This is a genomic window from Variovorax sp. YR752 (assembly GCF_943372545.1).
The window spans coordinates 1-5644 of record NZ_CALRZC010000353.1; the positions used below are offsets into that span (position 1 = coordinate 1).

A 5644-nucleotide genomic window follows, 5' to 3' on the forward strand; every position below is an offset into this window, starting at 1 on the left:
CGCGGGTTGGCTGGGTCTTCGTCGATCTTCTCGATGGGAACCAGCCGCGGGCTGCCAGCCGATGAGATCACCTCTCGTTGCCTGATGCGCAGTGGCTCGAGCGGCGCACGCACGGGCTCGTCGCGCAGCAGATTCAGCTGCATCGGCTGCAGTTTTGGCCAGGGCAGGCGCATGCGCGGATCGTGCCGCTGTCCATGCGTGGGCGGAAGAACGACCTCAAGAGCAGGTCTTGCGTCCCCGGAGATCTCAGAGGCTCTCGGATCAGCCCAGGAAGTCTCGCAAGGCGCGCACAGCCGAAACGAACGGTTTCAGTTTCGCGATCCGCGCCGCGCAAGTCGCGAGTCGTCGCGGGTTCGCCAATCGGTCATCGCTTCGGAAAGCTCTGCTCGTCAGATCTGCAGTGGTTGGCGCCCCCCTTGTTCGGTAGGCGCAGTTCAGCTGAGCGGCAGGAAGCAGCCGTGGCCCGTAGGGGTGGCAGGCAGTCCAGCAATGACCACCCCCGCCTCCAGTCAGCTGCACGCTCTCGCAGGCTCCCGCTCGGTGGCTTCAGGGCCACCCTAAGGGTTCAGCTTTCCAGCGATGAAGCCCCTGGCCGCTCCGCTGGCGTCCGGCTGGCCGGTCTGCTCGATAGCCCACCGCGGAACCGGCTCGCCGGCGTTGAGCTCACGGACATAGTCCAGCAACTGCTTCAAGTCCGAGAACCGAAGTTCGACTCGCATACGCTGCTCGGCCGCTGTGATATCGAATCCGACGATCTGCACGCCCGAAACCTGCACTTGCTCCATCGCTTTCAAGGCAGCGGGCCATGCCGCTTGCCGCTCCGTCAACATGCGCCTCGCGCTCTCTTCGTAAGCAGGACGAAGTGGCGCTACGGCTGGAACGGGCTCCGGGAGGCGTGACTGCATTGCGACCACTTCCTTGCGCAGATGCTCGACACCACGGTATTCGCTCCAGGCGAAGACGCCCAGCCCTGCCGCTGCGATCCACAGCAGCCCCACGAGCGTCCACATCCATCGTGGCGGCCGGGTTGGACGACGAAAGTTGACGTCGATGCGCCTCACGAGCATCGCTCCGCAGTGGCGCTGAAGGGTACGTTTGCGAGGCGTTGGCGCTTCTCGGTACCGGCTGCAGTCTCCACGCGGGCCCAGGCCGCGATCCAGGCCTCTCCCTCCAGGGCCGCCGAAACGCTCAGACGCGCCACCGTGCTCGACGCCTCCGTAGCATCGGCCGCCGCGAGACTGCTCGCGAGCGTCCACGAATCACCAACGCCGCCGAGAACAGTCAACGAGTCTGGTTCGCGCACGGCAATCAATGAGACTCTGGCGTTGCGCTCCACCAGTTCGTTGGCGGTCGCGCTCCACCAGGGGCGCACCGACCTCGGCAACCCCACCCGTGAAGCCTTGCCCAGCAACATCTCGTGCAGATCGGCCCGGATCACGATTGCCAGCGTCGAGCGGCGCACATCCCAGCAGTCCAGGTGCACCAAGCACGGTCCGGCCAGCCCCGTCGCATCGCCGGCCATGCTCAAGGCGATCTTGCTGGCTTCGTCTTCGCTGCGAACGCCCGGAAGTGGCGGAAGCAGGAATGGCCGCGCGAGAGAGCCGGACAGCCAAACATGCACGCCTCGAACCCCAACCTTTGAGGTTGATGTCTGAACCGAGTCAACGGCCCATTGCCAGCCCTGCTCCACGGAAACCTGCTCTGACCAGGACACCTCGTGCCCCGGCAGCGAGACCGCTGCCGAGCTCTCCCCTAGGTAGACGTGGACGGGGCTACTGCCAGCCCACCACACGCTTGACCTCTTCCATCGTCGTTCGTCCACGTGCCACGTGTTGGGCCGAGAGTTGAAGCAAAGTAGACCCGGCGCGTTGCTGCGCCAGCCGGCGAACCTCGGAAACAGGCGCGCCTTCGGTCACCGCATCGCGAAGCGAGTCATCCACTTCGTGGATCTCGGCGATCACGAAGCGCCCGCCGTAGCCACTGCCGTGACAAGCCGCGCAGCCGACTGCGGATGGCACGGCATCGACGGCGTCGAAGCCCTGACTCGTCAGCCAGCCACGTTCCCGCTCCGTGGGCGGACGCATGGCGCAGCACGCGCTGCACAGTTGCCGCACCAACCGCTGGACGACGACCCCATTGAGCGAAGACATGAACCCGAACATGTCCAGGCCGAAGTGGCGGAATCGCCCCATGATGTCGGCCATGCCATTGGCGTGCACGGTCGTGAACACCAGGTGCCCCGTCAACGCCGACTGCACGGCGATCTCGGCCGTCTCGGCATCACGGATCTCGCCCACGAGAATCCGATCGGGGTCGTGCCGCAGGATCGAGCGCAGGCCCTTGGCAAAGGTCAGCCCCTTGCGTTCGTTCACGGGGATCTGCAGGACCTGCGGCAACTCGTACTCGACAGGGTCCTCGATCGTGATGATCTTCTCCAAGCCGGTGTTGATCTCGCTGAGCACGGCATAGATCGTGGTGGTCTTGCCGCTGCCGGTCGGCCCGGTCACGAGCAGCATGCCGTTGGGACGTTCCGCGAGTTCGCGGATGCGGTCGGCGCTCGGTGCGTCGAACCCGAGAGCTCCCAGCGTGACGGAGGCGTCGCGCGTGCGAAGCTGGGCCTTGTCCAGCAGCCGCAGCACGATGTCTTCGCCATGGATGCTCGGCATCACCGACACGCGCAGGTCGATCGAACCCTCGGCAAGCTGATAGCGGAAGCGGCCATCCTGCGGAAGCCGGCGCTCGGTGATGTCGAGCTGCGCAAGGACCTTGATGCGCGATATCGCCTCCTGAGCGCGCGCACTTCCTTCGAGGCGCGCGAAGCTAGACATGACCCCATCGAGCCTGAACTTGACGGTAACGCCCGAGCGGTCGCACTCGAAGTGAATGTCGCTGGCGCCGTCGCGGTACGCGGCGCGGATGGCGTCGTGGACAAAGGCGACGATCGGCCCGTCGGCTTGCAGAGCCGCGTCGACGGTCGGCAACAAGGCGTTGGCCTGGCGGGACGCGCCTGGCGCGTCGCCGACCCAGCCTTCGAAGTCGCCACGGCGGACGGCCAACAACGGCAAGCTGGCACCGACACGGCGGTTCACACGCTGGATGGACGATTCGTCCCACGGGTCCTCCGCGGCAAGCCAGCGTCGCTGGCTTGTGTCGGCCAACACGACACACCGGTGCGCGACCGCATCCGCCTTCGACCATTGCGAAAAGTCCGGCTGAAGCTCGGTGCCGACCACGAACATCGCAACACCCGCCTGCTGCGGCAGCACTTTGGCCATGTCGTTCCGGGCAGCAAACGCCGTCCGCAGCAGCGCGTCCAGCGCCGACCCATTGCCGGCACGATGCTGTTCGCGCGCCTGCTGGATCGCCAGTCGCAGCGCAGTGGTCATCGCAGGCCTCCGGCGATGTCGAAGATCGGCATGTACATCATGACCACGATGCCACCGACCACCAAGGCCACGACCAGCAGCAACAGCGGCTCGACGAGGCGTGTGGCGCGCTCCACGAAGGTCTCGAAGATCTGGGCATGGCGCTGGGCGATGGTGGCGAGCACCCGGTCGAAGTTGCCGCTGCGTTCGCCCACGGCCAGCAGACGTTGCGCCAGTGGATCGGCCAGACCGGCGTTCGCAAACGACTCGGCCACGCTCTTGCCCCGCGAGATCGACGCGCGAGCCTGGGCGATTCCTTCCTCGTGGCGACGGCCCAGCCCAAGTGCTTGCCCTACGGCCAGAGCCTCTTCGAGGGGGTAGCCGCCGCGGAACATCAGCGCCAGTGCCTGGTAGAGCTTGGCATGGCTGAAGTGTTTCTTTCCACGGCGCAGCACCGGTACCGCCTCAATGAAGGCCTCACCCCATGTCCGCCAGAGCCCCCTTCTCCACAGCACCACCATCAGCGCAGCGAGAACGATCAGGCCGCCGAGCACGAGCGGCAGGTCGCGGCCGAGTGCATCGCTGATGCCCAGCAGAACCTGTGTCGGCCAGCTCACGGCGCCTTTGAAGTTCACGTACATCTTCGAGAAGCGCGGGATCACGTAGACGAGCAGGAACATCGTCACGAGCAGTCCGAGCGACACAACCACCGCTGGGTACACGGCCGCACTGACCACCTGGCGCCGCAGCCTAGCGAGCAATTCGTCATAGGCCAGGTAGTCCTCCAACGCCGTGGGCAGAGTGCTGGTGCGTTCACTGGCGGTGACGCTGGCGATCAGCACCTTCGGGAAGTACCCCGAGGCGTCCATCGCATCGGAGAGGGGTTTGCCTTCACGCAGTGACTTCAGCAATGCTGACTGAACCTCGGCACGCGCGCTGCCCACCGATTGGGCTTCGAGCGTCTCCAGCGCCTCCACCACGGTCATGCCGGCCAGCAGCAGCGTCCGGAGTTCCCTGCACCACCACGCCACGTCGAAGGGAATCTTGGCCTTGAAGCGGAAGACGCCGCTCGCTTCGGCCGGCCGAACCTCCAGAACCACATGCCCTTGCTCGGACAGCTGGCGGCGCAGCGCCTCGGCATCGTGCGCGCGAGCCGATTCCTCGACCACACCTGCGCGGCGAGCGTCGAAGTAGCGGACCATGAACTCGGAGGCGGCCATGGCGGCGTTCAGCGCGAGAGGTCGGCGTCGTCGCCCGTGCCGCCCGGCGCGCGATCGCGGCCGTAGCTCAGCAAGTTGTAGTCCTTGCCATCGGTGCCGGGGGACCGGTACTGGTAGGGCATGCCCCAGGGGTCGGGCGGCACATCGCCCTGCAGATAAGGGCCTCGCCATCGCGGCTCGTCGGACGGCCGGGTGGTCAAGGCACGCAAGCCCTGGCCACCCGTCGGAAAGCGGCCCGTGTCGAGACGGTAGGCCTGGAGCGCCTTGTCAAAGGCGTCCATCTGAGCGCGGGCGGCCGTCGCCTCGGACCGGGATACCTGCCCCAGGAAGCGCGGCGCCACGATGCCCGTTAGCAACCCGATGATCAGGATCACGACCAGCAGCTCGAGCAAGGTGAAGCCCGACATCTGCTTCCCACTGCGGATATGGCATGCATGCTTCATGGCTGGGCCGGAACGACGAACTTCCATTGGTCATAACGCTCGGTCTGCGGCAAGGAGATGCGGCCCAGCCGCAGGTCGCGCCGTTGCAGAGGCGTCTCCGTGCTGGTCGAGAACACACCCATCACACCACCGCCGGGCGCAGCGATCAGTCCCCAGGGCGCCTCGGGCTGCAGTGGGTCGGCATACAGCCGACGCAGGTGCCGCTTGGTGCCGGCGAAGCGAGTGTCGAGCACCAAATCGCCCAGCGACATGGGCCACTGCTTCATCGCCCCCGGCGACGCCTCCCGATAGCTGGCGATGGCGTCGCCGTACAGCCGCCCGATGCGCAGCAGTTCTTCCTCACGCTCACGCTTCACGCGATCGGACCAGCTCGGCCCCACCACCGAGAGCCCGAGCGAGAACAGCACCAGCGCAGCCAGCACCCAGACCAGCGTGAAGCCCCTCTCTCCACGCGCAACACCGCTACCACGCCGCATAGGCACTCCCATCCTTCGCCCGCCCCGCGGCGCCGCTGCGCACATCGGCCACGGCGCCTTGCCGGCCGCGCGGCGCCACCACCACCCAGGAGTCGGTGCGGGCGGTGACCGGGGCGAGCGGCACCTGCCGCGGGTAGCGC

General features: G+C 66.6%; 6 protein-coding genes. All 6 read right to left on the bottom strand.

Annotated features, from left to right (window positions below):
- Positions 1 to 557: 557 nt before the first annotated feature.
- The 6 genes from AAG801_RS39840 to AAG801_RS39865 all read right to left on the bottom strand — a co-directional run bounded on the left by AAG801_RS39840 (position 558) and on the right by AAG801_RS39865 (position 5504).
- Complete coding sequence (locus AAG801_RS39840) at positions 558 to 1061, bottom strand: hypothetical protein (RefSeq protein ID WP_341893402.1); 504 nt, start codon at positions 1059 to 1061, stop codon at positions 558 to 560.
- A complete protein-coding gene (locus AAG801_RS39845; RefSeq protein WP_341893403.1) occupies positions 1058 to 1528 on the bottom strand; it encodes a hypothetical protein in 471 nt (156 codons plus the stop codon). Before AAG801_RS39845 ends, AAG801_RS39840 begins: the two co-directional genes overlap by 4 nt.
- Positions 1529 to 1772: 244 nt before the next feature.
- Complete coding sequence (locus AAG801_RS39850) at positions 1773 to 3386, bottom strand: GspE/PulE family protein (protein WP_341893404.1); 1614 nt, start codon at positions 3384 to 3386, stop codon at positions 1773 to 1775.
- The gene (locus AAG801_RS39855) at positions 3383 to 4585 is read right to left on the bottom strand and encodes a type II secretion system F family protein (RefSeq protein WP_341893405.1); all 1203 of its coding nucleotides are present in this window, start codon (positions 4583 to 4585) and stop codon (positions 3383 to 3385) included. The genes AAG801_RS39850 and AAG801_RS39855 overlap by 4 nt, the downstream gene beginning before the upstream one ends.
- 8 nt (positions 4586 to 4593) lie before the next feature.
- Positions 4594 to 5028 carry a type II secretion system major pseudopilin GspG gene (gspG, locus tag AAG801_RS39860; protein ID WP_341893406.1) on the bottom strand — a complete coding sequence of 145 codons (435 nt, stop codon included), beginning with the start codon at positions 5026 to 5028 and terminating at the stop codon, positions 4594 to 4596.
- Positions 5025 to 5504, bottom strand: coding sequence for a type II secretion system protein (locus AAG801_RS39865; RefSeq protein WP_341893407.1), 480 nt, complete (start codon positions 5502 to 5504; stop codon positions 5025 to 5027). Before AAG801_RS39865 ends, gspG begins: the two co-directional genes overlap by 4 nt.
- Positions 5505 to 5644: the final 140 nt, after the last annotated feature.